27 protein-coding genes are annotated in these 25321 nt (G+C 70.7%); 10 read left to right on the plus strand and 17 right to left on the minus strand.

Annotation, left to right across the window (positions count from 1 at the left end; translation table 11 throughout):
* Positions 1–94: 94 nt before the first annotated feature.
* The 8 genes from KCH87_RS08210 to KCH87_RS48910 all read right to left on the minus strand — a co-directional run bounded on the left by KCH87_RS08210 (position 95) and on the right by KCH87_RS48910 (position 7351).
* Positions 95–724 carry a TetR/AcrR family transcriptional regulator gene (locus KCH87_RS08210; RefSeq protein WP_210585243.1) on the minus strand — a complete coding sequence of 210 codons (630 nt, stop codon included), beginning with the start codon at positions 722–724 and terminating at the stop codon, positions 95–97.
* 97 nt (positions 725–821) lie between these two features.
* The gene (locus KCH87_RS08215) at positions 822–1514 is read right to left on the minus strand and encodes a TetR family transcriptional regulator (protein ID WP_210585244.1); all 693 of its coding nucleotides are present in this window, start codon (positions 1512–1514) and stop codon (positions 822–824) included.
* Between the two features lie 184 nt (positions 1515–1698).
* On the minus strand, positions 1699–2397 hold the full coding sequence (locus KCH87_RS08220) for a 2'-5' RNA ligase family protein (RefSeq protein ID WP_210585245.1): 699 nt from the start codon (positions 2395–2397) through the stop codon (positions 1699–1701).
* Positions 2394–3635, minus strand: coding sequence for an extracellular solute-binding protein (locus tag KCH87_RS08225; protein ID WP_210585246.1), 1242 nt, complete (start codon positions 3633–3635; stop codon positions 2394–2396). The genes KCH87_RS08220 and KCH87_RS08225 overlap by 4 nt, the downstream gene beginning before the upstream one ends.
* A 261-nt stretch (positions 3636–3896) precedes the next feature.
* A complete protein-coding gene (locus tag KCH87_RS08230) occupies positions 3897–4718 on the minus strand; it encodes a carbohydrate ABC transporter permease (protein WP_210585247.1) in 822 nt (273 codons plus the stop codon).
* The gene (locus KCH87_RS08235) at positions 4715–5554 is read right to left on the minus strand and encodes a carbohydrate ABC transporter permease (protein ID WP_210585248.1); all 840 of its coding nucleotides are present in this window, start codon (positions 5552–5554) and stop codon (positions 4715–4717) included. The genes KCH87_RS08230 and KCH87_RS08235 overlap by 4 nt, the downstream gene beginning before the upstream one ends.
* A gap of 170 nt (positions 5555–5724) precedes the next feature.
* Positions 5725–6738: a LacI family DNA-binding transcriptional regulator gene (locus tag KCH87_RS08240; RefSeq protein WP_210585249.1), complete on the minus strand. Its 1014-nt coding sequence runs from the start codon at positions 6736–6738 to the stop codon at positions 5725–5727.
* Positions 6731–7351 (minus strand): HAD family phosphatase, encoded by a 621-nt coding sequence (locus tag KCH87_RS48910; RefSeq protein ID WP_210585250.1) that lies wholly within the window; start codon positions 7349–7351, stop codon positions 6731–6733. The genes KCH87_RS08240 and KCH87_RS48910 overlap by 8 nt, the downstream gene beginning before the upstream one ends.
* A gap of 505 nt (positions 7352–7856) precedes the next feature.
* Here KCH87_RS48910 and KCH87_RS08250 point away from each other — a divergent pair.
* The 5 genes from KCH87_RS08250 to KCH87_RS08270 are packed head-to-tail and all read left to right on the plus strand — an operon-like array spanning position 7857 to position 11562.
* The gene (locus KCH87_RS08250) at positions 7857–9479 is read left to right on the plus strand and encodes a sensor histidine kinase KdpD (RefSeq protein WP_247195891.1); all 1623 of its coding nucleotides are present in this window, start codon (positions 7857–7859) and stop codon (positions 9477–9479) included.
* A 48-nt stretch (positions 9480–9527) separates the two neighbouring features.
* Positions 9528–9956 (plus strand): roadblock/LC7 domain-containing protein, encoded by a 429-nt coding sequence (locus tag KCH87_RS08255; RefSeq protein ID WP_210585475.1) that lies wholly within the window; start codon positions 9528–9530, stop codon positions 9954–9956.
* Positions 9957–9958: 2 nt separating this feature from the next.
* Complete coding sequence (locus tag KCH87_RS08260; protein WP_210585252.1) at positions 9959–10336, plus strand: DUF742 domain-containing protein; 378 nt, start codon at positions 9959–9961, stop codon at positions 10334–10336.
* On the plus strand, positions 10314–10934 hold the full coding sequence (locus KCH87_RS08265) for an ATP/GTP-binding protein (protein ID WP_210585253.1): 621 nt from the start codon (positions 10314–10316) through the stop codon (positions 10932–10934). The genes KCH87_RS08260 and KCH87_RS08265 overlap by 23 nt, the downstream gene beginning before the upstream one ends.
* 31 nt (positions 10935–10965) lie before the next feature.
* Positions 10966–11562, plus strand: a complete 597-nt coding sequence (locus KCH87_RS08270; RefSeq protein WP_210585254.1) for a GAF domain-containing protein — start codon at positions 10966–10968, stop codon at positions 11560–11562.
* A gap of 125 nt (positions 11563–11687) precedes the next feature.
* Here KCH87_RS08270 and KCH87_RS08275 read toward each other — a convergent pair whose 3' ends face one another.
* Positions 11688–12908, minus strand: a complete 1221-nt coding sequence (locus tag KCH87_RS08275) for an acyl-CoA dehydrogenase family protein (RefSeq protein WP_308298779.1) — start codon at positions 12906–12908, stop codon at positions 11688–11690.
* Positions 12909–13465: 557 nt separating this feature from the next.
* Here KCH87_RS08275 and KCH87_RS08280 point away from each other — a divergent pair.
* Positions 13466–14014, plus strand: coding sequence for a tellurite resistance TerB family protein (locus tag KCH87_RS08280; RefSeq protein ID WP_210585256.1), 549 nt, complete (start codon positions 13466–13468; stop codon positions 14012–14014).
* A gap of 192 nt (positions 14015–14206) precedes the next feature.
* Here KCH87_RS08280 and KCH87_RS08285 read toward each other — a convergent pair whose 3' ends face one another.
* The 5 genes from KCH87_RS08285 to KCH87_RS08305 form a co-directional block, all read right to left on the minus strand.
* Positions 14207–14668, minus strand: a complete 462-nt coding sequence (locus KCH87_RS08285; RefSeq protein ID WP_210585257.1) for a hypothetical protein — start codon at positions 14666–14668, stop codon at positions 14207–14209.
* Positions 14652–15143 carry an RNA polymerase sigma factor gene (locus KCH87_RS08290; protein ID WP_210585258.1) on the minus strand — a complete coding sequence of 164 codons (492 nt, stop codon included), beginning with the start codon at positions 15141–15143 and terminating at the stop codon, positions 14652–14654. Before KCH87_RS08290 ends, KCH87_RS08285 begins: the two co-directional genes overlap by 17 nt.
* 79 nt (positions 15144–15222) lie before the next feature.
* Complete coding sequence (locus KCH87_RS08295; protein ID WP_210585259.1) at positions 15223–15840, minus strand: class F sortase; 618 nt, start codon at positions 15838–15840, stop codon at positions 15223–15225.
* Positions 15837–16208 (minus strand): Tat pathway signal sequence domain protein, encoded by a 372-nt coding sequence (locus tag KCH87_RS08300; RefSeq protein WP_210585260.1) that lies wholly within the window; start codon positions 16206–16208, stop codon positions 15837–15839. The genes KCH87_RS08295 and KCH87_RS08300 overlap by 4 nt, the downstream gene beginning before the upstream one ends.
* Positions 16209–16514: 306 nt before the next feature.
* The gene (locus tag KCH87_RS08305) at positions 16515–17714 is read right to left on the minus strand and encodes a CdaR family transcriptional regulator (RefSeq protein ID WP_210585261.1); all 1200 of its coding nucleotides are present in this window, start codon (positions 17712–17714) and stop codon (positions 16515–16517) included.
* Positions 17715–18003: 289 nt separating this feature from the next.
* Between KCH87_RS08305 and KCH87_RS08310 the strand changes: the two genes are divergently transcribed.
* The 4 genes from KCH87_RS08310 (at position 18004) to KCH87_RS08325 (ending at position 21453) form a co-directional block, all read left to right on the plus strand.
* Positions 18004–18894, plus strand: a complete 891-nt coding sequence (locus KCH87_RS08310; protein WP_210585262.1) for a DUF4394 domain-containing protein — start codon at positions 18004–18006, stop codon at positions 18892–18894.
* 354 nt (positions 18895–19248) lie between these two features.
* Entirely contained in the window at positions 19249–19452 is a 204-nt protein-coding gene (locus KCH87_RS08315; protein ID WP_210585263.1) for a cold-shock protein, read from the plus strand.
* Between the two features lie 181 nt (positions 19453–19633).
* Positions 19634–21118 (plus strand): DEAD/DEAH box helicase, encoded by a 1485-nt coding sequence (locus KCH87_RS08320; protein ID WP_210585264.1) that lies wholly within the window; start codon positions 19634–19636, stop codon positions 21116–21118.
* 74 nt (positions 21119–21192) lie between these two features.
* Positions 21193–21453, plus strand: a complete 261-nt coding sequence (locus KCH87_RS08325) for an SCO5918 family protein (protein WP_210585265.1) — start codon at positions 21193–21195, stop codon at positions 21451–21453.
* Between the two features lie 60 nt (positions 21454–21513).
* Here KCH87_RS08325 and KCH87_RS08330 read toward each other — a convergent pair whose 3' ends face one another.
* From KCH87_RS08330 to KCH87_RS48915, 3 genes are read right to left on the minus strand one after another with little or no spacing between them, the layout of a single operon-like run.
* A complete protein-coding gene (locus tag KCH87_RS08330) occupies positions 21514–24036 on the minus strand; it encodes an FtsX-like permease family protein (RefSeq protein WP_210585266.1) in 2523 nt (840 codons plus the stop codon).
* Between the two features lie 3 nt (positions 24037–24039).
* Positions 24040–24801, minus strand: coding sequence for an ABC transporter ATP-binding protein (locus KCH87_RS08335; RefSeq protein ID WP_210585267.1), 762 nt, complete (start codon positions 24799–24801; stop codon positions 24040–24042).
* Positions 24801–25211: a hypothetical protein gene (locus tag KCH87_RS48915; RefSeq protein ID WP_247195892.1), complete on the minus strand. Its 411-nt coding sequence runs from the start codon at positions 25209–25211 to the stop codon at positions 24801–24803. The genes KCH87_RS08335 and KCH87_RS48915 overlap by 1 nt, the downstream gene beginning before the upstream one ends.
* Between the last annotated feature and the right edge of the window lie 110 nt (positions 25212–25321).

Here is a 25321-nt window from a genome sequence, read left to right on the forward strand (position 1 = left end):
CCGGAAATCGACAACCATGGTCCGAAAACGGCACCCTGTCCTCATAGAAACCCCCAGGTCATGACCTGGGGGTTGTTCGTTTGTCCAGCGGAGTTCACACGTCCTTGACAACGGCGTGCTGCCGCTCGGCGCCGTGCAGCCGGCGGACCGTGGCGGCGGCCGTGGGGCCGTCGACTCCGGCGGCGATCAGCGCGGCGGTGGCGGCACTCGTCCCGTCGTCGGTCCAGATCCCGGAGTTGACGGTGGCGAGGAGTGCCAGCAGGTGGGCCTCGATGGCGGTGCTGAGCGGGCCGGGCGGTACGACGGTGTGGAACACGCCCTGGCGCTGCCCCTCGGCGAGGATGCCGGCGGCCGTCTCACGGGCCGGGGCGAGGAGTTCGCTCACCTGGTCGGCGCCGAGGTCCTGGGGGGCGAGACCGATCAGCGCGCGGTAGCAGTCGCCGACCGGCCAGAGGGTGAGGACGAAGCGGGCCAGCGCGCTCGCGGGGCCGGGGCCCGGCCCGCTCGTGACGGCGATCGCGAGGCGTATGGCCTCCGCGGCGTCCTCGGCGATCCCCTCCACCAGCGCCGCCCGGCCGGCGAAGTGCGTATAGACGGTGCGCCGCGCCACGCCTGCGGCCTCGGCGATGTCACCGAGGCTGCTGTCGGGGTTGCGGGCCAGTTCCCGCAGCGCCGCGTCGAGGATGCGGGCACGGGTGGCACGCCTCGATACGGAGGGAGGCATCACGGCAATATTTGCACATCGACGAGCAAAAAACTAGCCTGCTCATCGATGTGCAAATAACTCCTTGCCGGCGCCGCTCGGATACGACTACGACAGCTCAGTCGTCGTCCGCGGACTCCGCGACCACGACCGACGCCGCCTCGACCGCCCCGACCGCCTGGACCACGGCATGCGCCCGTACCTCGGGCACGCCGGCCGCGATGAGCATGGCGGTGGCGGCCCTGGTCCCGTCGTCCTCCAGGGCGCCGGTGTTGACCGCCTCCAGCAACGCGACCGTCATCGCCTCCAGCCCGGCACTCAGCACGGCGGCCGGGAGATGCGTGTGGAAGACACCGTCCCGCTGCCCGCGCTCCAGGATCGCCGTGACCTGCTCACGGGCCGGCGCCAGAACCTCGGCCACGCGTTCCGCACCCAGGTCGCGCTGGGCCAGCGAGAGGAGCAGACGGTAGCGGTCCCCCACGGGCCACAGCGCGTACACGAGGCGAGCAAGGGCCCCCTCGTCGCTTTCGCGCTCCGCCCCCTTCCCCGCTTCCTGCCCGGTGGGTTCCGCACCGCCCGGCAACGCGAGCCGCAGCGCCTCGGCGGCCTCCTCGGCGAGCGCCTCCAACAACGCCTCGCGCCCCGGGAAGTGGCCGAACAGGGTGCGCCGTACGACACCGGCGGCGCGCGCCAGCTCCTCCAGCGTGATGTCCGGGTTCCGCCCGAGCTCCCGGCGGGCCGTGGCCAGGATGCGCGCCCGGTTGGCCCGCGAATTGCGGCGCAACGGCTCGCGGACGACAGGCTTGGCCACGGAAACCTCAAGGGGTCAGTACGGAGAGTCAAGGTCAGGGCTGGGCGAGGAGCGCGTCCATTCTAGGCCGACGGCTACATCCGGCCGTCGCGCACGCGGGCGGCGCCGCGACCCTGTCCCCCTCGACACCCGCGGCCGGTCACTCGGCCGCGGGTGTCGATCCGCCCTGCGCGCTGACGGCCGCTCAGCGAGGCAGCCGCCAGGTGTGGACGTGCTGCCAGGTCAGGGTCTGCCACCAGCGGCCCGTCCAGTCGTCGCTGCCGGTGCGGTAGAGGGTGACGGTGTCGCCGGGGAAGCTGGGCGAGTAGGGGACGGGGAGCCCGTCGACGTACTCCACCACCTCCTCGTACAGATCCGGGCGCACGTACATGTCGTGCGAGACCAGCGACAGGTGCGGCAGGAAGCTGGCCGCGTCGAAACGGTGTTCAGCGGGGTTCGGGGCCGGGGTCTCCAAGGGGGCTATGGCCTCGTCGACGAGGGCGGCCAGTTCGGTGAACGCCGTGTTCGGTGTGGTGCCGTCGGCGAGGTGGGCGACGTCGTAGACCAGACCGATGCCCTGCCGCCGTACCCCGGCGTTGTGCACGGTGAAGGGGGTGGCCCCGGCCAGTCCCGCGGTCACCGCGGCGACGATCTCCGCCTCGGGGACCGGAAGGTGGCGGCTGCCCACCAGGGTCGCGTGGGGCGGGAACGCGCCGGACGAGACGAACCCGTACTGCGCCCGCACCTGGGCCGTCACGGCGGTCACCGCGGCGCAGGTCACGGGGTCGGGGCGGAGGTAGACGCCGTAGCGGTACGGGTCGCCCGCGGCCCGGTCGAAACGTGCCGTCGCCCTGACCTCCAGGTCGAGGTCGGTCAGCCCGGCCGGCTGGGTGGTCTCTGTCACTGTCCTGCCTGCTTCCGGTAGTCCTGGATCTTCTCCGTCGCCGCGTTCTCGGCCGCCTTCAGCGCGCTGTCCAGCGAGATCTTGCCGCTGAACGCCCGCTGCATCTGCGGCACGACGACGTCCCGCACGCCCTGCATGGCCCCGCTGAGGCAGCCGGAGGTGGCGGTCGTCGCCGGGGTGTCGGCGAACTGCTTCGCGAGCACGGCGTACGACGTGTTCTTCGCGAGGAACGCCTGCCAGGTCGCCGAGTTGTCGACGTCCGTGTTGATCGGCGCGTACCCAGAGGCCCTGGCGAACCGTTCCTGTACCTCGGCCGAGGCCAGGTAACTGATCAGCTTCCAGCTCGCCACCTGCTCGGCCGCGCTGTGCCCGGCCTGGTCCACCCACATCGCGGCCCCGCCGATCGCGGCACCGGCGGAGGACTTGGACCCCGACAGCGGATACGGCAGGGCGGAGTACCCCTTCATGCCCGCCTCGGTCAGACCACCGATGGCGCCGCTGGAGTTGAACATCATGGCGGTCTTGCCGGCCGCGAACGCGGTCAGCGCCGCGTTGCCGTCGGTACCCGTGTCGAGGGCGACCCCGTCGGTGTAGAGCCTGGCCATGGTCCCGATCGCGCCGCGCTGCGCGTCGCCGGTCAGGGACAGAGCGGTGGCGCCGTCGCCCTTCCGGCCGTTGTCCGGCGTGCAGAACGGCTCCCCGGCCGCCGCCGTGAGCTGCTCGAACCACCAGTCGTCGAAGGGCTGGTCGATGCCCTTCACGGAGGGGTCCGCGGCATGGATCCTGCGCGCGGCGGCATCCACTCCGCTCAGCGTGCCGAGCGTCGACCGGTCCACGCCCGCCTTCGCCAGCAGCTTGTCGTTGACGTACAGCAACGGCATCGACGTGTTGAGCGGTACGGCCAGCAGCTTGCCGTCGGCCGTGTAGTAGTTGCGAGCCGCCGGGCGGAGCTTGCCGAGGTCGAGATCCTTCGGATTGGCGGCCGCCATGGCCTCGGCGGAGACGGTCTGCTCGGCGTCGCGCAGATAACCGGTGGTGATGTCGTTGGTGACCATCACGGACGGGGTGTCGCCGTTGCGCACGGCGGAGGTGTACTTGGCGATGGCGTCGGCGTAACTGCCCTGGAAGGACGCCTTGACGACGATCTTCCCCCTGTTGGCCTCATTGAAGACATCGACCTCGGCCTGAAACGCCTCCCCGGCCGGCCCCCCGAGCCCATGCCAGAGGCTGACGGTCACCTCACCCTTGGCAGAGGCTAGGGCGGAGGGCCCGGGAGCAGCACCGGTGGCCTTGCCAGAGGTCCCGGACCCACCGCAGGCGGTGAGAGCAAGGGCACCGAGACAGGCGACTGTGACGTGCAGTGGTCTGGGACGTATGGGCATGACGAACTTCCTAACTGGATACGAACGTTACTTTCAGCGCCCCGATAGGGGCGCGGGGAACTGCGCGACCAGCCACAGACGACCCGCAGCCGGCAACACACAGGAGCCCGACGGCGCTTAGCTCGTGACCCGCGCCGCCAGCCCTCGCACAAGAAACCGCTGGCCGAACAGCACCAACACCAACGTCGGCAACAGAACAAGCAACGTCCCCGCATAAATCACCGCAGGCGCCGCCCCCTGATCGACAACAAGCTGAGCAAGCCCCACCTGCACAGTCCGCCGAGATGGCGAATCGGTGATAAGCAGCGGCCAGAAGTACCCGTTCCACGCCGACAACGCGCACCACATCCCCGCCGTGATCAACTGCGGCCGGGTCATGGGCAGTACGACATGAACCAGCGCCCGCACCTCCCCGCACCCGTCCATCCGCGCGGCCTCCCACACCTCCCTCGGCAGCGCGAGAAAGGCCTGCCGGAGCAGAAAGACGGCGTATCCCGCCGCCAGGTACGGCACGACGATCCCGAGCAGCGTGTCCCGCAGCCCAAGCCCCGTGGCCGTCTCGAAGTTGGGGATGACGAGACTCTCCCCGGGGAACGCGAGGGTGGCCAGGACCAGGACGAACACCAGCCCCCGCCCACGCCAGCGCGGAAACACCAGCGCGTACGCGGCGAGCGCCGCCGTGACCAGTTGTGCCGCCGACTGAAGCACCGTGACGGCCACACTGACTCCGTACTGCTGGGCCAGCGGAGCCGAGTCCAGCGCCGTACGCACATTCGCCAGGGTCAGCCGGCCGGGCGCCGGCACCAGCCGCCCCGCGGCGACGTCCGCCGGCGGCAGCAACGCGGTGACGACGGTGACGTACACCGGGAACGCGACGACCACGACCACCACGCCGAGCCACAACCACCGCAGCACGGACCCGGCTTGACGGCTTCTCATGCCCACCTCCTCAGCACCCGGAACTGGATCGCGGTGATCGCGAGGACGAGGAGCAGCAGCACCACGGCGAGCGTGGAGGCCGTGCCGACCTGTGGCAGCGCCTCGCCGAACGCCCGTTTGTACAGCTCGTACACGAGCGTCGACGTCGACCCGGCCGGCCCGCCGCGGGTCAGCACCTGGACCTGGGTGAAGATCTGCAACCCGCTGATGGTCTGGGTGACCAGCAGGAACACCAGGCTCGGCCGGAGCATCGGGATGATCACCGACCGGGCCAGCCGCAGCCCCGAGGCGCCGTCGAGGGCGGCCGCCTCGATCACCGACTCGTCGAGCTGGGTCAGCGCGGCCAGCAGGACGAGGAAGGCGAAGCCGAACTCGTACCAGGCGGTGGCGATCGAGATCGCGAGGACGGCCCAGCCCGGGGAGCGCAGCCACTCCGGGCCGGTGACGCCGAGGTGGGCCAGTACTTCGTTGAGGGTGCCGACGGCCGGGGCGAACAGGCCGGCGAAGACGGCCGCCGAGGCCGCCGCGGAGTAGGCGAAGGGCATCGACAGCACCACCGACACCACGGCCCGCGGCTTGGCCGCCGCCCTGCGCAGCGGCAGCGCCGCGGCGAGCGCACCGCCCACCGAGAGCACCACGCTGAGCCCGGCGATGACACCGGTGGCGAACAGGGCCTTGCGCAGGTCGGGGTCGGTGACCAGATCGACGTAGTGAGCGGCGCCGACGAAGACGGTCGGATCGCCGAGGAGATCGCTGTCGTACAGGCTCAGGACGACACCGCGGACGACCGGCCAGTACGCGAAGACGAGCAGCAGTACGACGCACGGCAGCACCATGAGGGGTCCTGCCAGTCGGCCGCGGAGGCGGCGGCCGATGCGAAGTGGAACGTTCCCAAGCATGTGTGGAACGTTCCCATTCCCGATGGGACCAGTGCAGCACCCGTTGGGTGAACTCTCGGCAAAATGCGGCCGGGTGGCGAATTCCGCGCCTGTTGGGCAAACGCCCGTCAGGCGGCCGGTGGTGCCGTCGTGCGGCCGGTCACCAGCGAACCGGGCAGCGCCCGGTGGTGGTCCGGTGGCCGCTCGCCGTCGAGCAACTGCACCAGCGCGTCCACGGCCCCGCTGCCGATCAGGCCGATCGGCTGGCGCCAGGTCGTCAGCGCGATCAGTGACGTCGTCAGCTCACCGATGCCGTCGTAGCCGGTGACGGAGAGGTCTCCCGGCACGTCCACACCCCGCATCAGCAGTTGCTCCAGCACGGCGACGGCGATCCGGTCGCTGGGTGCCATCACCGCGGTGACCCCGGGATGCCGCAGCGCCTCGGCCACCATGGCGCCGGCCGACTCCCGGGGTCGCTCCGCGATCTCCAGCACCCGCGCCCCGTGCTCCCGCAGCCGCCGCACCATGGCCGCCGAACGCGGCCCCAGCGTCACGGAACGGCTCGTCGGCACGGTCACCACCGCGACCTCGCGGTGCCCGAGCGCCAGGAGGTGGTCGGCCAGCGCGGTACCGCCCTCGACCTCGTCGCAGTAGACGCTGGTGATGCTCGGATGGGTCTCCGGGCGCCCCGCCACCACGGTCGGCAGCCGCGCGGCGAAGGGCACGATCCCCTCGCTCGGCAGCAGCCCGCTGCACACGATCAGCGCCTCGACCCGCAGCATGGCGAGGGTCTCCAGGGCCCGGTACTCGTCCGCCACCTCGAACCCGCCCGACCCGGTCGCGGTGACCACCCGGTAGCCGTGGAAGGCGGCGCGCTCCTGAAGCGCGGTGAGCAGATGACCGTAGAAGGGAGTCGCCGCGTCCCGCACGAACGCCCCGAAGGTGTACGTCCGATGGGCCACCATCGCCCGCGCGGAGGCGTTGACGACGTAGCCGAGTTCCTGCGCGGCCGCCAGGACCCGCTTCCGGGTGGCCTCGCCGACGCTGCCGCGCCCGGAGACGACACGGGACACCACCGACTTGGACACCCCGGCCCGCTCGGCCACGTCTATGATCGTCGGGTTTCTCGGCCGGTCAGTCATCGAGCACGCCCTCCTGGGCGAGCCCCGCCGCGGCCGCCTCGCCTCCGGTCCACACATGGGCGCGCCAGCCGTGCGCGCGGGCCGCCGCGACGTTCTCCGGCCGGTCGTCGAAGAACACCACCTGAGCAGGTGAGCGGCCCAGCCGTTCGTCGGCGGCCCGGTAGACCAGCGGGTCCGGTTTCATCAGGCCGAGGTCCGAGGAGAAGACCAGGGTCTCGAAGGGAGCGGCCCACGGCGCCCGGCGCACCGCCCGTGCCAGCGAGCCCGGCGCGTTGGAGAGGATCCCCAACGGCGTTCCCCGCTCCGCCAGCCGGACGAGCAGCGCCTCGGCGTCGGAGTCGAGGGTCACCCAGCAGGCGCTGTCGATCCGGTCGAGGCGCTCGACCCAGGAGCCGTCGAGCGTGCGCCCCAGCGCCTCGGCGACACCGCGCCAGTACGTGTCCGGGGATGCGCCCAGGTCGTAGGCGTCCCGGTGGGTCCAGTACGCGTCGGCCAGTTCGGACCGAGGTGTACCGAGGACCTCGGCGAGTGCGCTCAGCGCCCGGCCCGAGGGCGCCAGGACGCCGCCGAGGTCCCAGACGACGGTCGGCGAGGCGTTTTGGGAACGTTCCACAAGCCGGGATGATAGCGGCTTTCGCTGTTCGCCGGGCGGGCGGCGGCTCCCCGACAGGCGGATCTCCAGGGCATTCCGCTTAGTGGAGCGGCAGACGGCAGCGCGTCTTTCCGGCCATTGTCAACTGCCGTCGGGTCAACGCAGTGTGTCTGAATCTTGTCGAGAGTGTAAGAGAAATGGTTTCCACAGTCCGGGATTCCGTTTCTGTGGTGATCCGATTACGCCACCGTGAGGGGGGTGGTCTAGTGTGGCTGTCCTATTAACTGTCCAATCTTGCGCCCGAGTTGACGGCTACTTCGCGCTGCGCGCCGTATGTCCGAGCTGGTTGATCGAGAGGACTCCGATGCCCGAATCCCCGACCTATGCAGTGCGATCGGAGCCCGGCGGGGCGGCCGGCATGGGCTCGGCACGGAACAGGCATGCCAGGCCTCCGGCGCAGGACACGCCGACTGATTCAGCCACACTGTCCCGGACCGTCCGCCTGGCCGTCCTTCCCGCGGCCCTCATGGCAGTCCTTTCGGCCACTCTGATCGTCTTCGTCCTGCTCACCCAGGACGGCACCGCGGACGCGGCCACCTGGACCGTGCTCGGCGCCGGCGCCGTCCTCGGCTGCGGTGTGCTGGCCGGTGCCGTACTGGCCGGCCGCGCCCAGGCCCGGGACACGTCACGGCAGTACGCGCCGCTGCGCCGCGCCGTCGCCGACGGCCAGGCCGAACTTCAGGGCATGATGCGGCAGTTGGAGCGGGGCGAGCAGCTGGAGCAGGTTCCGTTCGCCCACTCCGCGCCGCCGGCCGATCCGATCGACCGGCTCGCGTACGAGATCAGGGTCGGGACCTGGCAGGCCCGGACCGTCCTTGCCCAGTCGGTCCAGCTCCCCCGGAGTTCCGCGCCGGACAGCGAGGAGCGGGTCGAGGTCTTCGTCAACCTCGCCCGGCGGCTCCAGTCGCTGGTGCACCGCGCGATCAACATGCTCGACCAGCTGGAGAACGAGGTCGAGGACCCGGAACTGCTCAAGGGCCTCTTCCACGTCGACCACCTCGCCACCCGTATCCGCCGCCACGCGGAGAACGTCGCCGTGCTCGGCGGTTCGGTCTCCCGCCGCCAGTGGACCCGCCCGGTGACCCTGACCGAGGTGCTGCGTTCGTCGATCGCCGAGGTCGAGCACTACTCCCGGGTCAAGCTGGTGCCGCCGATCGAGGGGACGCTGCGCGGCCACGCCGTCGCCGACGTCATCCACCTGCTGGCCGAACTCGTCGAGAACGCCACCATGTTCTCCGAACCCCACGCCCAAGTCCTGCTGCGCGCCCAGCGGGTGACCGCCGGGCTGGCCATCGAGGTCGAGGACCGCGGTCTGGGCATGCCGCTTCAGGAGCAGCAGCGGATCAACATGCTGCTCGCCGAGCCGGACCACATCGACCTCAGCAAGCTGCTCGCCGACGGCCGTATCGGCCTGTACGTGGTCTCGGCGCTGGCCCGCCGCCACGGCATCGCGGTCCGGCTCCAGAGCAACATCTACGGCGGTATCCAGGCGGTCCTGATCATCCCGCCCGGGCTGCTCGGCGAGGAGGGCGGCGACGCGCCCGTCCAGGCGGCCACCGAGATGCACAGACCGCCCCAGCCGGTCGCCGCCGCTCACCATCAGGCCGGGCAGGTTCCCCCGGCCGGGCGTCCCGTCCACCCGGCGCAGCAGCCGGTCGCCGGTGCGCAGCAGCAGGCCGGGCAGGCGCCCGCCGCGCGGCCCGTGATGACGCCGCCGGCCTTGCGGCAGCCGCTGCCGCCGGCCCAGGCACAAGCCCAGTCCGCCGCACCTGCCGCACCCGGCCCCATGGCGCAGCAGCATGCGCCGTCGGCGTACGCCCAGGCGCAGCAGCATGCGCGGGCCACCGGAGCGCCGTCGCCGTACGACCGCGGCCCCGGGCTCGGCTCGGACTCCCAGGACGGGCGGCCGCCGCTGCCGCAGCGACAGGCGCAGGAGCACCTGGTGCCGGAACTCCGCAATGGTCCGGCCCCGCGGAGGGCCGACGACCAGGAGGTGGAGCACGATCCGGGACTGATGGCCATGTTCCGGCGCGGAGTCAACCTGGCCGCCAACGAACCCGATGAGCCGCGCGCCGACGGCTCCCGATGACCACAGGCTCCGTATTCGCACAAGGAGAAGAACCCCACCGTGAGCGACATGTATGCCGGCCAGCAGAAGAACTTGGACTGGCTTCTGGCCGGCCTCGTCCAGAGGGTCCCCTACACCCGCAGCGCCCTGCTGCTGTCCTCCGACGGACTGGCGAAGGCCTTTGACGGGTTCGAGACACCGACCGAAGCGGAACACCTGGCCGCCCTGGCGTCCGGTCTGCACTCCCTGGCGCGCAGCGCGGGCGTGCAGTTCGCCCAGGGAGCGGACGTACGGCAGGTGGTCGTGGAGTTGGACACCGCCCTGCTGTTCGTCTGCGCGGCGGGCTCGGGCGCCTGTCTGGCCGTGCTGGCCGAGCGGGACGCCGACGCGGCCGTACTCGGCTACGAGATGGCCATGCTGGTCAAGAGCGTGCGCCCGTATCTCGCCACCCCGGCCCGGCAGCAGGTCTCCGGCGCCTCGCCGGACACGGGGCGTTGAGGATGTCGGACGCCGAGGACGGGTCGTGGCTCGATGACGAGGCCGGGCGCTTAGTCCGGCCGTACACCGTCAGCAACGGTCGCACCCGTCCCTCGGCCCATTTCGACCTGCTCACGCTCGTCATCGCCACCGGCGTCCGGCCCCAGACCTACCTCGGCCCCGACTACGACCAGGTCCTCGCCCTGTGCGACGCGCCGGTGTCGGTCGCCGAGGTGGCCGCTCATCTGCGGCTGCCCGCCGTCATCACCAAAGTCCTGCTGTCCGACCTCGTGACGCACCAGGCGCTCGCCATGCGGTCGCCGCGTCCCGTCGAGGCAGCTTCCCCGACCGACCGAAACATCCTGGAGGCGGTGCTGCATGGCCTTCGAAAGCGGCTCTGACCCCTATAGCGGCTCTGACCCCTTTCCCACCGCCCTGAAGATCCTCGTCGCGGGAGGCTTCGGGGTCGGCAAGACCACCTTCGTCGGAGCGGTCAGCGAGATCGAACCGCTCTCCACGGAGGAACTGCTGACCCAGGTCAGCGCCCGCACGGACAGCCTGGTGGGCATCGAGGACAAGACGACCACCACCGTGGCGATGGACTTCGGCCGGCTGGCCCTGGACAAGGACCATGTGCTGTATCTGTTCGGTACGCCCGGGCAGGAACGGTTCTGGTTCATGTGGGACGAGCTGTCCAACGGGGCGCTGGGCGCGGTCGTCCTCGCGGACACCCGCCGGCTGGACCACTGCTTCGCCGCCGTCGACTTCTTCGAACGGCGCGGCATCGGCTTCATCGTGGCCGTCAACGAGTTCGACAACGGCTATCGCTACGAGGCCGAGGAGGTTCGCGCGGCCCTCGCCCTCAAGCCGGAGATACCCGTCGTGATGTGCGACGCACGGCAGTGCAACTCCGCAACCCGCGTACTGATCGCACTCGTACAGCACCTGCTCGCCTCGAATCCCGGCACATCGCCCGCGGAACTCAACCCGCTGCGCTGAGGCACGCTCAGCGCGGCCGAATGGAGCCTGCATGTCAGCCCCGGTTCCCTACACGCCCCCGAATGCCCCGTCGGCGTTCGACCCGACCAGCCATCTGCTGCTGACCCCCGAGGACCGGGACGCCCCCGCCCGGGTGGCGCGGCTGCGCGAGCTCGGCATCGGGGACGCCCCGATCCCGGAGTTCGACGAGTTCGCACGCAACCTGGCCCAGGTCACCGGCGCGCCCTTCTCGATGGTCAACTTCATCGACGAGAACCGCCAGTACTTCGCCGGGCTCTACGCCGCCGGCCGGCCCGGAGTGCAACTGGACACGGCGCCGCAGGAGGTCGGCCGCACGATGACGCGGGACCAGGGGTACTGCCCGCATGTCGTCGTGCGCAAGAAGGCGCTGGTACTTGAGGATGTCTGCGACTATCCCCGGTTTGCCGGCAACCGTGTCGTCGACGAGATCGGCATCCGCTCCTACATGGGTGCGCCGCTGATCGACTGGAAGACCGGGATGGCGCTGGGGACGATCTGTGTGGTGGACACGGACACCCATCCGTGGGGGCGGGAGGGGCTGGCCACCATCAAGTCGCTGGCGCAGGAGCTGGTTGAGCGGATCCATGCGAGGGAGCTCCGCGGGTAGGCAGTTTTTCGGCTGCGGGTCTGTGGGGGCTGGTCGCGCCGTTCCCCGCGCCCCTTTCGGGGCGCTTCTGCTGGCGTACGTGTGGGAGCCGCGGGCACCTCTTTGTGTCCGGGGCTCCCTTTGGATCAGCCTGCTGCCGGCTCCAGTTGGTCTTGCCTGGAGTGGCGTACGAGGTCGGCCAGGCGCTCGGACCACTGGCCCTTCGAGGTGCCGAGGGCTACCTCGCCCAGGCGGAGCAGCTGGATGTCGGAGGTGCCGGCGGGGGCGTAGATGTGGTGGGCGTCGCGAAGGTAGCGCTCCACCGGGCGGTCGGTGAACAGGCCTGCCGCGGCATGGATCTCCATCGCCTCGGTGGCCGACTCGACGGCGGACTCGTGGTTGAGGAACTTGGCGTTCATCAGCTCCGCGTCGCACGGCAGCCCCTGGTCGAGCAGGTGCACGGCGTGATACGCGGCCAGCCGGGCCGTCATCAGCCGGGACTTCATCCTGCCCAGCTTGAGCTTGATGCTGTTGAGTGCGCCGAGTGGTGCGCCGTACCGCTCACGCTCGATGCACACCGCGGTGGTCTCCTCCAGGACGGCCTGGTGGATGCCGAGGGATACGGCGGTGAGGTTGGGGCGGCCGTAGAGGATGCTGGACGAGTAGGCGACGGACAGGCCCTGGCCCTCCGCGCCGAGCCGGTTCGCCGCGGGTATCCGGAGGTTGTCGAAGATCAGCTTGCCGAAACTGAAGCCGTGCAGGCCCATGGCCGGCTGGTGTTCGGCGAGTGAGAAGCCGGGGCGGTCCGCCTCGACGAGGAAGGCCGACAGTCCCTTGGCGCCCTCGCCGGTGCGTACGACCACTCCGTGCACGTCGCCGACGTGGCTGTTGCCGACGAAGACCTTGTGCCCGTTCAGGATGTAGTCGTCGCCGTCGCGGACGGCGGTGCTGCTCATCCCCAGAACATGGCCGCCCGACTCCAGTTCGGTGACCGCGATCGTCGGCAGGCAGTCGCCCGCGGCGATACGCGGCAGCCAGGTGCGCCTCTGGAGTTCGTCGCCGAAGTGAATGATCTTGGCGACTCCCAGCTGGGAGGCCTGCACCATGGCCCCCATGGCCCCGCTGACGCGGGCGAGTTCCTCGATGATGATGGTCTTGGCCAGGTGTCCGGCGCCCATTCCGCCGTACATCTTGTCGATGGTCACGCCGATCCAGCCCTGCCGGGCGATGAGCCGGGACAGTTCGTGTGCCACGGCTCGCGAAGTCTCCATCTCCGCTATCCGGGGCCGTACTTCCCGCTCGGCGAACTCGCGCACCGTTCGTCGCAGGTCTTCGTGCCACGTGCTGGTGAAAAAGTAGCGTTCCACAAACCCTCCTGCACGCTGCCGCCGGATCCAAGCGGAACCGGAGGTCATTCGTCGGGCAGTGGTTCCTCGCCCCAGGGCCGACCGCCCAAAAGAGTGTCTACTTATCGATCCATCCCAGCCAAGATCACCATGGAGGGTTGACCGAAAAGCGGTACCTTGCGTTCCGCCCCAACTGTGCGATACGGAACAGTACTTGATCCCGACCAGGCATGTTACGGAGAGAAACCGTTCAGCATTGAACAAGGTTCAACCGATCCGGACATGCGCCCACCCATCAGGCCATTGCCCGGCGGGCAGACGGTGGAGCACATGGACAATCAGTCACTTCCTGTGTGGCCGATACGAGGCCCACATGCTGGATCGATACTCCGTTCGACAGCCGCAGATCAGCCACATTCACAGGAGTGATCAACCGCCAGGACTGCAACTTCTGCCACCTCCGCCCCACTGCTTACCGGAGAAAGTGGGTCATGTACATGGCACGCTTGGAACTTCGGGGTGTGGGGAGGCGTTCCCAGGAGGACGGAACGACATGGGCTCAAGCCGAGGTGGCACGCATGGCGATGTGGGATCGGATCAAGGACCAGGCCAAGGGTCTTCAGCAGTCGCAGGGGTCGCGCGGCTCCGGCGGGCTCGGGCGGCCGGGTGCGGGATCCCGCGGGGGATCGAAGGCGCAGCTGGTGAGCACGCTCAAGACCCAGCTCACCTCTCTCAAGACGGAGTTGAAGAGCGGTGCCTACCGGGACGCGAGCATGGCCATGTGCGCCCTGGTCGCCGCCGCAGACGGAAATGTCGACCCGGCCGAGCGACAGCACGTGGAGTCGCTGATCGTGAGCAACGACGTCCTTCAGAACTTCCCGCCCGACCAGCTCCGGACGCGGTTCAACAAGCACGTCGACCAGATGGCGGTCAACTTCCAGCAGGGCAAGGCAGAAGCCATGCAGGAGATCGCCAAGGCCGCGAAGAAGCCGACGGAGGCCCGGGCCGTCGTCCAGACCGGCTTCGTCGTCGCGGGCGCGGACGGATACATCGCACCGGCCGAGGAGCAGGTCCTGCGCGAGGCGTGCGCGGCACTCGGCCTGTCCCCCCAGGAGTTCGGCCTCTGAGGCGGCCTTGGTCAAGTCCGGTGCGGTAGCGCCCCATAAGGGGCGCGGGGCTGAATCGATATGCGGCTCCGCCGCGATGGGGGTCCCCCCGCTCGAGCGAAGCCGAGAGTGGGGGAGCGACAAGCCCCCACCGGCCCGCGGACAAGCAACCGCCCACCCAGCGGAGCACTAAGCGGCCACTCCGCACCACTCCTAGGACCGCGGGCTCGCCTCCGATGGGACGCCCCGGCTCGGCGAATCCCGTACGGAGCCAGGTGTGGGGACCGCCGTGGCGCTCGGTGGGCGGGAGATGTCGGTGGCGGCGGGGTCCCGGCTGGGGCGGAGGTCCTCGGGGGACTTCGAGGGCACGGGCGAGACCGGCTGGGTGGTCGGCGGTGTCGTACGACCGCTCGCGGGCGGCGGTGCGAGCGGGACCGTCGGACGTGCGGGGGCCTCGGACCCGGCCAGCTGGACCGGCAGCGCGATGAGGGTGGCGACCGCGCAGGTCAGGCCCGCCCCGGCCGCGGCGCGGAACAGCCGGCGGCGGGACGCGGTGCGGCGGATCGACTCGTAGCGCCCCGGCGGCGGGGCGAGGTGCTCGGAGGCGGGGCGGAGGATCACCGCGAGGGGGTCGTCCGGTCCGAACTCCGGGTCCTCGTCAAGGCGTGTGGTCAAGGCTTCTCCTCAGATGGACGCGGAGCAGTTCGCGGGCCGCGTGCAGGTCGGCCTTGACGGTTCCTTCCTTGCGTCCGGTCAGCACGGACACCTCCCGGACCGGCATGTCAGCGTAGTAGTGGAGAAGGATGGGCACGCGCAGTCGTTCCGGCAGGGACTGCACGAGCAGCCGTACGGACGGGTCCGTCTGTTCGTCGTGGGGGCGGACCGCCGCTTCGTTGGTGACGCGGCGCACGGCCTTGCGCTCGCGCTCCAGCTTGCGCCAGTGGTCCCGGACGAGGTTGGCCGCCGTGACAAAGAGGAACCCGCGGGGCTCCTCCACCTTCGTCCAGCGGGCCCACAGCCGGGCGAACGCCTCCGACGCGATCTCGTGCGCCGTCTCGTCGTCGTCGACGAGACGGCGGCACCAGCCGGCCAGCCGCGGGTAGAGGGCCGCGAACAGCTCGGATGCTGCCTTGTCACGGGAGGGTTTCAACGCTCTCCATCGTCGTGGGGGGCGGTCGTAAGGAAGGATGCCGGGCCGTCGGCGTACGTTCCGTCGGCCCGGATCCTTCTCAGGTGCTCGGCGCGGCGAAGACGATCACGTTGTCGCGGTACTCGGTTCCGCTCCTGGGGCCGCCGCAGGTGACCAGCCGCAGCTCGGGGCGGTCCACGTCGCCGTAGACCTCGTTGGTCGGGAAGTCGGCCTTGGCCACCGTCCGTACGGCGCTCACGGCGAACTCCGCCCTCGTTCCGTTCCCCAGGCGCGCCTCGATCCGGTCGCCGCGGTGCAGCTCGCCGAGACGGCGGAAGACTCCGTCGCCGTACTCGCCGACCGTGACATGGCCGAGGAGCACCGACGGGCCGACCTGACCCGGCACCGGCGAGTGCCCGTACCAGCCCGCCCGGTCGTCCGCGGTGATCGGCGGCACCTCCACCGTGCCGTCCGCCGCCAGCCCCAGCCGGATGACCGGGGTGTCGACCCCGATGGCCGGGATCCGCAGCCGGACGGGAACCGAACGGCCGGTCGCCTTCGCGGGGGCGGACGAGGACGGCGGTGCGCTGCCGGCGCCCTGGTCGGTCCCGTCGGTCCGGTCGGTCCCGGCGGTCCCGCCGCCGCAGCCCGCGACCAGCGAGGCCGTCAGCGCGCCCGCCGCCGTGGCGAACGCGCGCCTGGAGAGCGGCGGGGTCATGCCCCGGTCGCCCGCCGGCGTACGACGAAGACCGCCGCGCCGCCCAGGCCGAGCAGCGCGGCAGTGCCGCCGCCGATGAGCCCGGCCCCGGGCCCCGAGTTCTCCGACGCCACTCCGGTGTCGGGCGCGCCGCTCGGTACGACGGAGACCTGGTCCGACGGGGCCCTGGTCGGTCCGGTGTCGCGAGCCGAGGGAACGGGGGACGCGTCCCGGGTCGGCTCGGCGCTCGCACTCGCGTCCCGGGCCGGTTCGGCACTCGGGGCGGCCCTCCTGGGGGCCGGGGACGTCTCGTCGGCGAGCGCGGGCGCGGTGCTCGCCAGTACGGCGGTGCACGCAAGTGCCAGGGCGCTGAGGACAGTTCGGCGCATGGAATCGCTCTCTTTCGTCGGACCGCCCGGTACGCGGGCGGCCTGAATGACGGATCGAGCGGAGAGACGAGGCAGGGGTGAGGCGGGTTGTAAAGAGATGGCAAAGTCGATGAAGGGGCCGGCCGCCGCCGTGTTCCTCCTCAGGTCCACGCACCCGACAGCCGCCGCGTGACGACCGCGCTGAGCGTGCGTACGCCGTGCGCGGAACCCGGATCGATACCGGCGAACTCCCGCGCCCGGCCCAGCCGGTAGCCCAAGAGGACCGGCCGCCACGCGCCCGCTCAGCCCTACACCCCCGACAACCCCTCAGCCCCACGCCCCCGACAACCGCCTCCTGACAACCGCGCTGAGCGTGCGCACGCCATGTGCCGAAGCCGGATCGATGCCGGTGAGTTCCCGGACCCGGCGCAGGCGGTAGTCGAGGGTGCGCGGATGGACGTTGAGGGCGGCTGCCGCCGCGCCACGGTTCATGTCGTGGCCGTAGTAGGCGTCGAGCGTGACGACGAGGTCCGGGCCGGGTGCGAGACGCCGGGCCACGGAGTGGAGCCAGGTGTCGACGAACGGCACGTCCGCGACCGCGAGTTCGACGAAGACGTCCGCCATGGTGTGCGGCCGCAGCCGGGGGGACGGCTTCCCCAGTGGGGCCGCCTTGCTGATCCGGCGGGCCCGTTCGAGGGCGTCGGGGAGTTCGGCGAGCGGTGCGGTGGCGGTGCCTGCGGCGCAGGGACGGCCGAGGGCCTCGGCGAAATCCCGTACGAGATCCGCCACGGGCGCGGGGGACGGCCGTAACTCCTCGTCCGCACCCGGAGTCACGGCGATCAGCTCACCACCCCGCGTCCCGCCCTCCGGGCACCACACGACCGGCACCCGGTGCGCCTTCACCAGCGTCTCGATCTCGTTGTCCAGTTCGCGCTCCCCGGCGGGACGGTCCGGCACGCGGATCACCGTCACGGCGCAGAATTCCGGGAGTTCCAGGTCGAGGGCGGGGGCGAGGTCCGCGGCCAGCGGGTCGCCGGTCAGCAGTGATCTGGCCAGCAGGGCGACCTGTTCGACGTAGGGCAGCCGGCGGCGCAGCACCGTCACGAATCCCCGCCGGTAGGCGACGATGCCGCGGTCGCCCTGCGGGGCGAACCAGGTCATCACCCGCATGAGTTCCTCGACATCGCCGCCGCGCCGGCTCTCGGTCGCCTCGTGGATGTCGCGCAGCATGAGCGCGGTGTGCACACGCAGCACCCGCTGCCGTGAATCCGAGGACATTCCGGCACCGGCCCGAACCTCGCCGATGGCCGCGATGTAGCCGAGGTCGTCGGCGGACAGCTCGCTGTTGTCCGGGGACAGTTCGATCGTCCGGCGCCGGAGCCACACGGAGTACTCCATGGTCTCGGCCCTGGCCCGAGGGTCTGTATCCAGAAAACGGAACTCCGGAATCTCACGTGCGTACGTCTCGACCTCCCGGCGGGCGTTGGTCGACGCCTGCCGGGCCAGTTCGGCGTAGAGGCTCCCCATGGGCGGGAGCCTGCCATCGCAGGTGAGCGGCTCGACAGACGAAATCCGGACGGGGTTTATCACTTCGCGTGATGCGAAGGACGTTGCACCACCGGAACATTTGTCATGGTGCGCAAAGTTCGCTGATCCAGGGGCTGTTGTGGGCCGATCCGGTTGTGGAGCTGCTGTGAAGGCGGCTAAATGGGAGCCGCCATCACTTCGAAATTCGCACTCGCAGAGATTCGCGTTGCTCCTGCGATTGCATTCGATGACATTCGTTGGCGTTCGATCAAACGGGAGGGAAACAGCGATGAATGCAGGAATCAGGAAGAGACTCGCGGCGGCGGCCGCGGTCCTGTCCGTCTCAGCGGCGCTCCTGGTGAGCGCACCCGGCACCAGCTCGGCCGCCCCCGCCGCCACCCCCAGCCTGCGGGCCTTCGGGATAACCGGCGACGGCACCCTGATGGCCACGTTCACCACCGACCGGCCGGACAAGCTGGACTGGGTCCAGCTCATCACCGGCCTGTCCGGCGACACAAAGCTGCTCGGGATCGACTTCCGGGTCCAGAACGGCCTGATGTACGGCCTCGGCGACAAGGGCGGCCTCTACACGATCAAGACCCCGCCGCAGACCGCCGATGTCGTCGTCACCAAGGTCTCCCAGCTCCAAGTGCCGCTGTACGGCACCAACTTCGGCTTCGACTTCAACCCTGCGGCCGACCGGCTCCGGGTGATCAGCGACAACGGCCAGAACCTGCGGCACAACCTCAATGACCACACCACGGTCGAGGACACCACCCTGACCACGCCCCCGCTCACCGGCCCGGCCCGGGGCGTCACCGCCGCCGGCTACACCAACAACGACCTCGTCGCGGCCACCGGGACCGTCCTGTTCGACATCGACACCACGAACGACACCCTCGTCATCCAGGCGCCGGCCAACAACGGCCCCCTGACCACCGTCGGCTCCCTCGGCTTCGACGCGCAGCCCAACGCCGGCCTGGACATCTTCAGCTACCTGACCAACGGCAAGACGACCTCCGTCGCCGCCTTCGCCTCGCTCACCCCGTACGGCGCGAGCACCCCGACGCTCTACAGCATCAACCTCTTCACCGGTGAACCGACTCCGGTCGAGTCACCGGTGTCCCCGAAGTTCCCCCTGCCCATCACAGACCTGGCGATCAGCCTCACCGGCAGCTGAGCAACAGCACCACGAGGCGGCACATCCGGTGCGGCGGCGCTCATGAGCGTCGCCGCACTCGGCGCGGCACCCGCACCCGACCCGGCGGTGCGAAAACAAGGCTGTCGGCGAAGACGATTTTCGCCTCCTCCGGACGAGAGGGACAAAAATCACGTGCTGCGCACGGCCGATCGCGTCGTGATACCGTCGAGCCCAGTTGTAGTTGTGGTTCCCAAAACTTCAGCGCCGCCGCCGCTCCATCGCAGCGGCGGCGGCGCTTTGTCTTACCGGTTGTATTCCGGCGGGGTAATCATCGCGACGACACGGAGTCCGCACGGTGCGGACTCCGACGCACCACCCCTAAGGAGATATGACATGGCTACTGGCACCGTGAAGTGGTTCAACGCGGAAAAGGGCTTCGGCTTCATCGCGCAGGACGGCGGCGGCCCCGACGTCTTCGCCCACTACTCGAACATCGCCACCCAGGGCTTCCGTGAGCTGCTGGAAGGCCAGAAGGTGACCTTCGACATCGCGCAGGGCCAGAAGGGCCCGACGGCCGAGAACATCGTTCCGGCCTGACGCTGACACCTGCTTCGCAGCTGGGGCCCGCACCTTGGGGTGCGGGCCCCAGCTCGTTGCTCTGCCCGGCACGGACTCGCACACCCCTTTCTCTTTCAATCAGGCTCGTTCTCGCAATTCACCGCGCTGGTCATTCGCTGCGGGAATTCCTTGATGCGCGCCACGTCAAGGAAGATTTCGAATGAACCGAAACCGCACGCGTACGAACGACCGCGTGGCCCGTACGCGAACGACACGATCCAGCACCGGGAAGGGCAACGCCCATTCCGGCACCGGCAAGGGCAACGCCCGACGCCGTCCTACCGTGCCCCAGCAGGGCGAATTCGCACTGCCGGAGACGATCACCCCCGCGCTGCCCGCCGTCGAGGCGTTCGCCGACCTCGCGATGCCGGCGTCGATCCTGACAGCGCTCGGCACCGCCGGCGTGACCGTTCCGTTTCCGATCCAGGCGGCGACCCTGCCGAACTCCCTGGCGGGGCGTGACGTACTCGGCCGTGGCCGCACCGGCTCGGGCAAGACCCTCGCCTTCGGACTGGCCCTGCTGTCCCGTATGGCCGGCCGGCGGGCCGAGCCCCGGCAGCCGCTGGCACTGGTCCTCGTCCCCACCCGTGAGCTGGCCCAGCAGGTGACCGACGCGCTGACCCCCTACGCCAAGGCGGTGCGGCTGCGGCTGACCACGGTGGTCGGCGGCCTGTCGATCGGCCGGCAGGCCGCGGCCCTGCGTGCGGGGGTGGACGTCGTCGTCGCCACGCCGGGACGGCTCAAGGACATGATCGACCGAGGCGACTGCCGCCTGGACCAGGTCGACATCACCGTCCTGGACGAGGCCGACCAGATGACCGACATGGGCTTCATGCCCCAGGTCACCGCCCTGCTCGACCAGGTGCGTCCCGGAGGACAGCGGATGCTGTTCTCGGCCACCCTGGACCGCAACGTCGACCGGCTGGTCCGCCGCTACCTCACCGACCCGGTGGTCCACTCGGTGGACCCGTCCGCGGGCACGGTCACCACCATGGAGCACCACGTTCTCCATGTGCAGACCGAGGACAAGCGGCAGGCGACCACCGAGATCGCGGCCCGCGAGGGGCGGGTGATCATGTTCCTGGACACCAAGCACGCGGCCGACCGGCTGACCAAGCACCTGCTGAACAGCGGCGTGCGCGCCGCCGTGTTGCACGGCGGCAGGTCCCAGTCCCAGCGCACCCGGACCCTGGCGCAGTTCAAGGACGGGCACGTGACCGTGCTGGTGGCCACGAACGTCGCGGCACGCGGTATCCACGTCGACAACCTCGATCTGGTCGTGAACGTGGATCCGCCCACCGACCCCAAGGACTACCTGCACCGTGGCGGCCGTACGGCCCGCGCCGGCGAGTCCGGCAGCGTCGTCACTCTGGCGACGCCCGACCAGCAGCGCGAGGTGAGCCGGATGATGGCTGCCGCCGGAGTCAACGCCCGGACCACACGCGTACGTTCCGGTGCCGCGGAGCTGACCGACATCACCGGCGCCCGGACACCCTCGGGCGTCCCGGTCACCATCACCGCGCAGGCCACGGAACGCCCCCGGGCCGACGCCTCTTCCGCGGCCCGGGCCCGCCGCGGGGGCCGTGGTGGGCGGCCGAGGCGGCACCCGGACCGGCGGCGGTCCGTCAACGACCCGGCGGCCTGAACCGGGCCGTCGTGATCAGGAGTTCCGTCCCGCTCTCCTCCCCGTGACAACCCCTTGACCCCCTGAGAGGCATCATGCGCGTCATCATCGCCCGTTTCCCGTTCGAGCTGACCAAGAGTGGTGTCATCGACTCGATGGCGGGCGTCGAGCCCGAGCCGGTCACGGGAGAGTCCGTGATCGTCGGCCGCCGCCAGTACCCCGTCAAGCAGGTCGGCCAGATCGTCACAGGTCAGGACCGCCGCGACTTCTCCGCCGCCGAGGTCACCCGGGCCATGGTCGCGCTCGGCTTCACCTGCCGCACCGGTGCCGAGGTCGCGCCTCCCTCGTTCCCGTAGCCGCGGTCACCCGTTTGAGCTCTGCGAAGGCCTCGCCGTCCGCCGTCTCCAGCGGTGCTGCTACTCGCGCACCGAGAGCGCGTCCGCGGGGGCCGTCCGCAGCGACTGGCGGGTGGGCAGTTCGACGGTGAGGAAGGCCGTGCCGACGACCAGGACCGCGAGGGCGGGCAGCAGCCAGGGCGGGCCCGCGGGCCAGGGGCGGTCGAGGAAGCCGATACCGAGCAGGGCCAGCGGGATCACCGACAGCAGCACGCCCGTGATGAGAGCCGCCGCGCCGATCACCGCGGCCTCGCGGCGCATCATCGCGAGGATCTGGCGGGGTGTGGTGCCGTTCAGGCGGAGCGTGGCGATCTCGTTCCGGCGCTGGGCGGTGGTGGCGACGAGCTTGTTGGCGATGCTCAGCAGCAGGTAGCCGAGGAGTACGACGATGACGGCCAGGTTGATCCAGACCTCGGGCGGGGCCTCGCTCAGGCTGTCGGCGTCACCGTTGTCCGTGGGTTCGAGTACCAGGCCGGGCTGCGCCGCGGCCGTGGCGGCGAGGTTGCGCTCCGCCGTGTCGGTGCCGTCGGTGCGGACGAGGATGCTCTGGTCCAGCCCTGCGGTCGTATGCCCCTCGGCGAGGTTGTGGGACAGGACCACCGGCCCGAAGCCGAGGCCGCGGTCGTAGACGGCGACGACCTCCGCCTCGACACGGGTGCCGTCACCCAGCACCAGCCGCACGATCCTGCCCAGCTCCGCCCCGCGCATCCGCGCGACCTCGCTGCTGACGGCCACGGTGTCCCCGGTCAGCCGGTCCAGACTGCCCTCCCGTACCCCGAGGTCGAGCACCGACCTCGCGTCCGGCGTGAGGATCATCGCCGTGGCGGACTCGACCGCGTCGTCCCCGAACATCTTGTACGGCCACACCACGGTCGTGGAGCTGACGGGGGCGGCCGCTCGTACACCGTCGGTGTCGCGTACGGCGGACAGCGCGTCGGCGGGCAGTCCGCCGAGGCCGGGGGCGGTCAGGCGCTGCTGGGCGAGGGTGCCGGTGGAGACGTCCTGTTCGGTGGCCGCCATCACCGTCGTCTGCGTGAAGGTGTACGTCAGCACGAACACGACCGCCATCGCGAGGGCACTGACGACGCCCGCGAGCCGCATGGCGTACCCGCGGATGTTCGACACCGCCAGCCAGGTCGGCGCCGAGACGCCGGGGCGCAGACGGCGGGCCGCGGTGTCGCCGAGGCCCCGGACCAGTGCGGGGCCCGCGAGGGCGAGGCCGATCGCGCCGAGGATTCCGGAGAGGGAGGTGGCCGTGGAGCCGAGGACCGTGCGGCTCAGCAGCGGGGCGGCCGAGAGGACGGTCGCGGCGACGATCAGCAGGAGGCCGGCACGGGTGCGGAGCTTGGACGGGTTGCGGGGTTCGCTGCGGGACTCGGCGACCGCCTCGGTGGCCGGCATGCGCGAGGTGCGCCAGGCGGCACCCCGGGCCGACACCTGGACCGCGGCGCCCAGCAGCAGGATCGTGGCGGCTGCGGGGATCGGGCTCAGGGTCAGCGGCAGGGCGTCCGGGAGCACTCCGCGGTCGACCAGGAGATCCCGGAACCGACCGGCCAGCAGATAGCCGAGGGCGACTCCCGGCACCATGGCCACGCCCGCGATGAGGGTCGCCTGCGTGGCCGCAAGTCGCCGTATCTGCTTGGGAGTTGCGCCCACGGCCCGCATCAGCGCGAGGTCGCGCCGCTGCCCGCCGACCGCCACGGCCAGCGCGCTCGCCATGACGAAGCCGATGATCAGCAGGACGATGCCGGCCAGTGAACCGGCGAGCAGGATCAGCAGGGAGCGGGCCGCCCCGGCGCCGGGGGACTCGACGTCGCCGCGGTCGGCCCCGGTGGACACCGTCAGGCCGGTGCCCTGCACCTTGTCGCGGGCCGCGGCGGCGACCTCGTCCTCGGCACCGGGTTCGGTGCGCAGGGCGACCAGATCGACGGTGTCGCCGCCGGACAGCTGCCGGGCCGTCGTATCGGCGAAGAGGATTCCGGCGCCGGGTGCGTCGACCACGGCGGAGAGGCGGTAGTCGGCGGCGGGGCGACCCACCGCAACGATCCGTACGCGGTCACCGACTTCGACTCCGGCGGCCCGCGCGGTCGCGGTGTCCACGGCGACCTCACCCGCAGCGGGTTCGTCACCGTCGACCCGCGAGTCCGTCAGCAGCTGCGTCGAGGACCAGCCGTGTCCTGCGGTCTGCGGTTCCTCGGCCGGTACGACCTGGCCGCGGGCGTCGACGAGGGCGGCGGGGAAGCCGATGTCGCCGACGGCCTTGGTGACACCCGGCAGTCGGGAGAGGTCGTCGACCAGCTCGGCCGGGACCGTCCCGCGCTCCGGGAGCGCGATCGGCAGGTCACCGGCGGGGTGGTAGTTCTGGTCGCTGGAGACCACGACCTCCGCGCCGGCGAGGCGGCCGGTGGGGAGCTGGGAGCGGAGGCCGGACTCGGCGAGGACGCCGGTGCCGGTGATGAGCGCCGCGCCGCCGAGGACCGCGCAGGCCACCGCGAGGAGTGCGGTGATCCGGTGACCGGCCATGCGTACCGCGAGATGCAACATGATCTACGCCTCCCCCAACGCGACGAGACGGGCGGCCAGTTCGGGCGCGGTGGGCTGGTGGAGCGTCTCCGTGACCCGGCCGTCGGCCATGACCAGGGCCTGGTGCGCCTGGGCGGCGGCGGCCGGGTCGTGGGTGACCATCACGACCGTCTGCCGGAGTTCGTCGACGAGTTCGCGCAGCAGGTTCAGGACCTGGTGGGCGGTGCGCAGGTCCAGCGCGCCGGTCGGCTCGTCGGCGAACACGACGGCCGGCTTGGCGACCAACGCCCGGACGATGGCGGCGCGTTGCTGCTGGCCGCCGGAGAGCTCGGCGGGCCGGTGGCTGAGCCGGTCGGCCAGTCCGACCCGCTCCACCAGCGTCGTCAGCCACTCCTTGTCGGGAGCGCGGCCCGCGAGGCGCAGCGGCAGGGTGATGTTGTCGGCGATGCTGAGGGAGGGCACGAGGTTGTAGGACTGGAACACGAAGCCGATGCGCTCGCGGCGCAGTTCGGTGCGGCGGGTCTCGTTCAGGCCGCCGATCTCGTGGCCGTCGATGGCGATGCTGCCCTCGGTCGGGGAGTCGAGCCCGGCGGCACAGTGCATCAGCGTGCTCTTGCCTGACCCGGAGGGCCCCATCACGGCCAGGAAGGTGCCGTGCGCCACCGTCAGCGACACGTCGTCCAGGGCTCGTACGCCGCCCGGATACGTCTTGCTGACGTGCGCCAGCGTGATGGCGGGGGTATGGCCCGTGACCGTACGGGGAGTTCCCGTGAAGGGCGCCCTCATCACCGGCCCCGCAGACGCTGGATGACGAGCGCGGTCACGCAGAGCGCGGTGACCGCGCCGCAGGCGAGGTGGATGTGGGTCGCGGCGCCGGTGTAAGAGGCCGCCATGTTGCCAGCCACGCTGATCACCAGCACTACCCAGAGGGTCGTTCGGGCCAGGGCCTGTGTCGAAAGTGGCGTCGTCCGCCCGGAGGGCGGGCCGGGCGGCGTCTGGTGCGTGCTCTCGGCGTGCCGGGCGGAAGCCCTCGTACTGGACGTACTTGGGCTTTCGCCCGGTGCGGCGAGAGTGCGTGCCAGGCGTCGCCCGGCAGGCGCCACTTTCGACACAGGCCCTGGGTCGGCGCCGGAGAGGGCGCGCTGCTGCGGGGTCCGGGGGTCGGTGGTGATCCGGTAGGGGTCGGTGGTCGTCATGGCCTGCTCCTTCGGCGATCCGCTGTCGGTCACCGAAGTTACGGATCGTGACCCCTCGTCTCCGAGCCCGCAGGCCGCCCGGTTCGGGGTACAGCAGGCTGTACCTCTGC

Source organism: Streptomyces sp. GESEQ-35 (assembly GCF_017948485.1).
GTDB lineage: Bacteria > Actinomycetota > Actinomycetes > Streptomycetales > Streptomycetaceae > Streptomyces.

Bases quoted from the DNA above. Each gene is read 5' to 3' on its own strand.
- KCH87_RS08210 (WP_210585243.1), bottom strand. From the start codon at position 724: ATGCCTCCCTCCGTATCGAGGCGTGCCACCCGTGCCCGCATCCTCGAC.
- KCH87_RS08300 (WP_210585260.1), bottom strand. From the start codon at position 16,208: ATGCGCCGAACTGTCCTCAGCGCCCTGGCACTTGCGTGCACCGCCGTA.
- KCH87_RS08335 (WP_210585267.1), bottom strand. From the start codon at position 24,801: ATGAGGGCGCCCTTCACGGGAACTCCCCGTACGGTCACGGGCCATACC.
- KCH87_RS08320 (WP_210585264.1), top strand. From the start codon at position 19,634: ATGAACCGAAACCGCACGCGTACGAACGACCGCGTGGCCCGTACGCGA.
- KCH87_RS08310 (WP_210585262.1), top strand. From the start codon at position 18,004: ATGAATGCAGGAATCAGGAAGAGACTCGCGGCGGCGGCCGCGGTCCTG.
- KCH87_RS08280 (WP_210585256.1), top strand. From the start codon at position 13,466: ATGGCGATGTGGGATCGGATCAAGGACCAGGCCAAGGGTCTTCAGCAG.
- KCH87_RS08270 (WP_210585254.1), top strand. From the start codon at position 10,966: ATGTCAGCCCCGGTTCCCTACACGCCCCCGAATGCCCCGTCGGCGTTC.
- KCH87_RS08240 (WP_210585249.1), bottom strand. From the start codon at position 6,738: ATGACTGACCGGCCGAGAAACCCGACGATCATAGACGTGGCCGAGCGG.
- KCH87_RS08250 (WP_247195891.1), top strand. From the start codon at position 7,857: ATGGCAGTCCTTTCGGCCACTCTGATCGTCTTCGTCCTGCTCACCCAG.
- KCH87_RS08230 (WP_210585247.1), bottom strand. From the start codon at position 4,718: ATGAGAAGCCGTCAAGCCGGGTCCGTGCTGCGGTGGTTGTGGCTCGGC.
- KCH87_RS08265 (WP_210585253.1), top strand. From the start codon at position 10,314: ATGGCCTTCGAAAGCGGCTCTGACCCCTATAGCGGCTCTGACCCCTTT.
- KCH87_RS08260 (WP_210585252.1), top strand. From the start codon at position 9,959: ATGTCGGACGCCGAGGACGGGTCGTGGCTCGATGACGAGGCCGGGCGC.
- KCH87_RS48915 (WP_247195892.1), bottom strand. From the start codon at position 25,211: ATGACGACCACCGACCCCTACCGGATCACCACCGACCCCCGGACCCCG.
- KCH87_RS08315 (WP_210585263.1), top strand. From the start codon at position 19,249: ATGGCTACTGGCACCGTGAAGTGGTTCAACGCGGAAAAGGGCTTCGGC.
- KCH87_RS08330 (WP_210585266.1), bottom strand. From the start codon at position 24,036: ATGTTGCATCTCGCGGTACGCATGGCCGGTCACCGGATCACCGCACTC.
- KCH87_RS08305 (WP_210585261.1), bottom strand. From the start codon at position 17,714: ATGGGGAGCCTCTACGCCGAACTGGCCCGGCAGGCGTCGACCAACGCC.
- KCH87_RS08255 (WP_210585475.1), top strand. From the start codon at position 9,528: ATGTATGCCGGCCAGCAGAAGAACTTGGACTGGCTTCTGGCCGGCCTC.
- KCH87_RS08235 (WP_210585248.1), bottom strand. From the start codon at position 5,554: ATGGTGCTGCCGTGCGTCGTACTGCTGCTCGTCTTCGCGTACTGGCCG.
- KCH87_RS08295 (WP_210585259.1), bottom strand. From the start codon at position 15,840: ATGACCCCGCCGCTCTCCAGGCGCGCGTTCGCCACGGCGGCGGGCGCG.
- KCH87_RS08325 (WP_210585265.1), top strand. From the start codon at position 21,193: ATGCGCGTCATCATCGCCCGTTTCCCGTTCGAGCTGACCAAGAGTGGT.